Source organism: Stenotrophomonas sp. HMWF023, assembly GCF_003060985.1.
In the GTDB taxonomy this organism is placed as follows: Bacteria; Pseudomonadota; Gammaproteobacteria; order Xanthomonadales; family Xanthomonadaceae; genus Stenotrophomonas; species Stenotrophomonas lactitubi.
In genome coordinates, this window is the sequence record NZ_QAIJ01000041.1 from 21,046 (window position 1) to 24,836 (window position 3,791).

The 3,791-nt window shown below is 67.4% G+C and carries 4 protein-coding genes and 1 pseudogene; all 5 read right to left on the reverse strand.

The window, feature by feature from the left end; genetic code table 11:
- Positions 1-184 (reverse strand): annotated as a pseudogene (locus DBR20_RS22485) (VWA domain-containing protein); the annotation flags it as partial.
- On the reverse strand, positions 181-630 hold the full coding sequence (locus DBR20_RS01845; protein WP_108264987.1) for a DUF4381 domain-containing protein: 450 nt from the start codon (positions 628-630) through the stop codon (positions 181-183). The gene DBR20_RS01845 and the pseudogene DBR20_RS22485, both read right to left, overlap by 4 nt.
- Positions 627-1,556 (reverse strand): DUF58 domain-containing protein, encoded by a 930-nt coding sequence (locus DBR20_RS01850; protein WP_108264988.1) that lies wholly within the window; start codon positions 1,554-1,556, stop codon positions 627-629. The genes DBR20_RS01845 and DBR20_RS01850 overlap by 4 nt, the downstream gene beginning before the upstream one ends.
- Positions 1,557-1,564: 8 nt before the next feature.
- The gene (locus tag DBR20_RS01855; protein ID WP_108264989.1) at positions 1,565-2,590 is read right to left on the reverse strand and encodes a MoxR family ATPase; all 1,026 of its coding nucleotides are present in this window, start codon (positions 2,588-2,590) and stop codon (positions 1,565-1,567) included.
- Positions 2,591-2,815: 225 nt separating this feature from the next.
- Positions 2,816-3,791 (reverse strand): type IV pilus secretin PilQ (gene pilQ / locus DBR20_RS01860; protein ID WP_146186927.1); only part of this gene is annotated, 976 nt, incomplete at its 5' end.

Genomic DNA, 3,791 nt, shown 5'->3' on the forward strand with positions numbered 1-3,791 from the left:
CGATGCGGCCGCCACCGGCCAGTGCTTCCAGTTCGGCAGCGGCGTAGGGCACGCGCAGCGCGGCGCCCGGGTCGGCACGACGTTTCCACGCGTACATCAGGATCGGCAACGGCAGTGCCAGCAGTGCCAGCGGCCACGCCAGCTGCAGATCCGGCCAGGGCCAGTAAGCTGCCAGCGTGCTCATCGACGGCGCTCCTGCAGCAACGCCAAGTAACGCGCCCGCGCCCACGCGCGCACGTCGGCCACGGCAGCGGCATCCACGTGAGGACGATAGGCACCCTCGACCAACAGATTGCGCTGCGCAGGCGGCAGGGTGTCCTTGGGATCGACGTACTGCCACCACGCGTCATCGCGCAGTGCTTCGCTGCCGGGGCGTGCCTGACGCGCCGCACGCCGCAGCAGGCTGGCGATGGCTGCCAGTTCCGACGGCGCGCCGTTCACTGCCGCAATCTCCTGATCGAACACACGCATCCACTGTTGGCGTCGGCGGCGCCGACGCCAGGCCAGCGCAGCAACGATTGCCAGCAACAGCAGAACCAGTGCGATCAGCATCAGCCAGCCGGGTGCGGGTGGCCACCACGCTGGCGAGGCTGGCAACTGCACATCACGCAGTGGCAGGGAGGCACTCATGCCGGCACCTCCGTTGGTGCCTGCGCCAGCCAGGCGTCGCTGGCTGCATCAGTGGAAAGCACCTGCACATAGACGCGACGCGCGGCAAGCTGGCCGCGCAGCTGCTGCAGGGGTTCAACAAAATGCGCTTGCCAGTGCGCCTGCACATCGCTGCGGCGCAGGTCCAGGCCGATGCGCTGCTGTGCGGCGAGAAACTGCAAGGGGGCCGCCGGCGGCTGCAGCTCCAGCGGATCGACCAGCAGCAGCAGACTCAGGTCATGGTGCTGGGCCAGTGCGCTCCAGCGCGCTGGCGGAATGCGAAGCGCCTGCTGCGGATCGGCCAGCACCAGCATCCGCGCGCCGGGCCGCAGCACCCGCCCGGCATGGTCCAGCGCGCGCTCCAGGCCGAGGTCATCGGCGGGTGGCTGCGCGTACCAGCGCGTGAGTGCATCTAGTACGCGCAGTACGCCGCGGGCACCGCCGGCCGGCGCGATCGGCGCTTCACGATCACTGCCGCGCAATGCACCGATGCGGTCGCCGCGACGCTGTGCGGACCATGCCGCGACTGCACCCGCGCGCGCCGCCTGCACCGACTTGAAGCGCACACGGGTACCGAAATACAGCGCAGGCGACGTATCGGCAACGATCAGGGTGACCCGTTCGCGCTCTGCCTGGAACAGTTTGGTGTGCGTGCGACCGGTGCGCGCAGTGACGCGCCAGTCGATGTGGCGCGCGTCGTCGCCCGCCACATACTCGCGTGATTCGGCATATTCCATGCCGCGCCCACGCAGTGGTGAAGGTGCCTGGCCTGCGCTGCCCGCGCGCCCTCGACGAGGCGGCGGCGGACGCTGTGCCAGGCGGCGCAATGCCACCAGCTCGGCCAGCTGCGGTCGCAGACCATCGCCTTCGCTGGTTCCCGGAGCAGGTCCGTTGGTCGTGCCGGTCATGCGCGCACTCAGGGTGCCGGTACCCGGGCCAGCAGCTCCTGCACCAGGCGCTCACCATCCCACCCTTCGGCAACGGCTTCATAGCTGGGCAGGACCCGGTGGCGCAGCACATCGGCGGCCACGGCACGCACGTCGTCGGGGGTGACGAAATCACGCCCAGCCAACCACGCCCGCGCCCGTGCGCACCGTTCCAGTGCGATGGAGCCACGAGGGCTGGCGCCCCAAGCGATGCGGCGCGCCAGCGAGGCCTCGTAGCGCGAAGGATCGCGCGAGGCCAGCACCAGCTCGATCAGATAGCGCTCAAGCGCAGGGGCCATGTGCAGTTCCAACACCTCGCGGCGCGCATCGAAGACATCCTGCATCGGCAGCTTTTCCGGCGCCGCTGCGGCCTCGCCAAGCGCGCCCCGGGCACGCTCGCGGGCCAGTCGCAGGATCTCCGACTCGGCCGCCTGGTCCGGATAACCAATGCGTACGTGCATCAGGAAACGATCCAGCTGCGCTTCCGGCAACGGGAACGTGCCTTCCTGCTCGATCGGGTTCTGCGTGGCCATCACCAGGAACAGCGACGGCAGCGCGTAGGTGTGACGGCCGACGGTGACCTGGCGTTCACCCATGGCTTCCAACAGCGCGGACTGCACTTTGGCCGGCGCACGGTTGATTTCATCGGCCAGCAGGATCGGATGGAAGATCGGCCCCGGCACGAACTCGAAACGCCCTTCCTGCGGGCGCCAGATCTCGGTGCCGGTCAGGTCGGAAGGCAGCAGGTCCGGGGTGAACTGCACACGTGCGAAGTCTGCTTCCAGCCGCGCCGCCAAGGCCCGGATGGCCGTGGTCTTGGCCAGGCCCGGTGCACCTTCCACCAGCAGGTGGCCATCGGCCAGCAAGGCGATCAGAAGGCGTTCGACCAGCGCCGCCTGACCAACGATCTCGGCCGACAGTGCATCTCGCAGGTCGCTGAAGGCCGCATGCAGGCGCGAGGTGACGGGGGCAGGCGGCGGAGAAACGGATTCGGGCATCGGCGGAGGCAGGTTCATGGGGGCCTTTGACCGGCGCAGGATGGCTCGGGTTCCCCACATCATCGCAGGCCGTCCGGCTGCTGGCATCAAGAACGGCTGAACAGCATCCACGCAGGGCGTGGATCTACTTGGGGGACATGGCGCGGATCCATTGCACCCATCCACGCATGGCGTGGATCTACTGGCGCAAACGACGCGGGGCCGCACATGGCGGCCCCGGTCGGATACAGCGGTTGCGGCGCCTCAGTTCTGGCGCGCCACGCGCAGGACCTTCGGGGTCACGAACACCAGCAGTTCGGCCTTGTCCTTGTTGCGACCGCGCTTCTTGAACAGGTTGCCGAGGAACGGCACGTCGCCCAGGAACGGCACCTTGCTGACACTGTTGCGGTCGGTGAACTCATACACGCCACCGATCACCACGGTCTGGCCATCTTCCACCAGCACGGCGGTATTGACCTCGCGGCGGTTGATGGACGGCACCGTACCGTAGCCCTGCAGCTGGATCAGCTGATCGACCTCGTCCTTCTTCACCGCCATGTTGAGGAATACGCGGTTGTCGTTGGTGATGGTCGGTGTGACCTTCAGCTCCAGCACCACTTCCTTGAACTGGACGTTCGGGGTGGCTACACCGCCGGCGCCACCACCGCTGATGGTGACATAGCCGATTTCCTTGCCCTGCTTGATCAGCGCCTCGCGCTGATTGGTGGTGACCACCCGCGGGTTGGAAATCACTTCACCGCGCGACTCTTCCTGCATGGCGGACAATTCCACGTCAAGCAGATAGCCGGCATTGAGGATCGACAGCGCCAGCGAACCTGGATTGCTGGCCGTTGCCACCGGCAGGTTCCAGTTCAGGCCACGGGTGATGGCCGAACCGACCGAAACCGGCGGCGGGCCCACACGGCCACCGGCGATCCAGTCGCGCTCGGCCTTCGCGTTGGTGCTGGCGGTGTCCACCTGTGACTGCCGGGTCTTGGCGTTGGCCTCCAGGTCACCACTGAAATACACGTTGTCGCGGCTGCCGCTGATGCCGAACTTGGCACCCAGCTCGCGCGCGAACGTGTCGGTGGCGATGACGATGCGTGCTTCGATCAGTACCTGGTCGACCGGGCGGTCGATGACGCTGATCAACTCGCGCATGCGCGCGATCTTCTTCGGAATGTCGCTGATCATCAGTGTGTTGGTGCGCTCGTCGGCGACGATGCGACCGCGTCCCGAC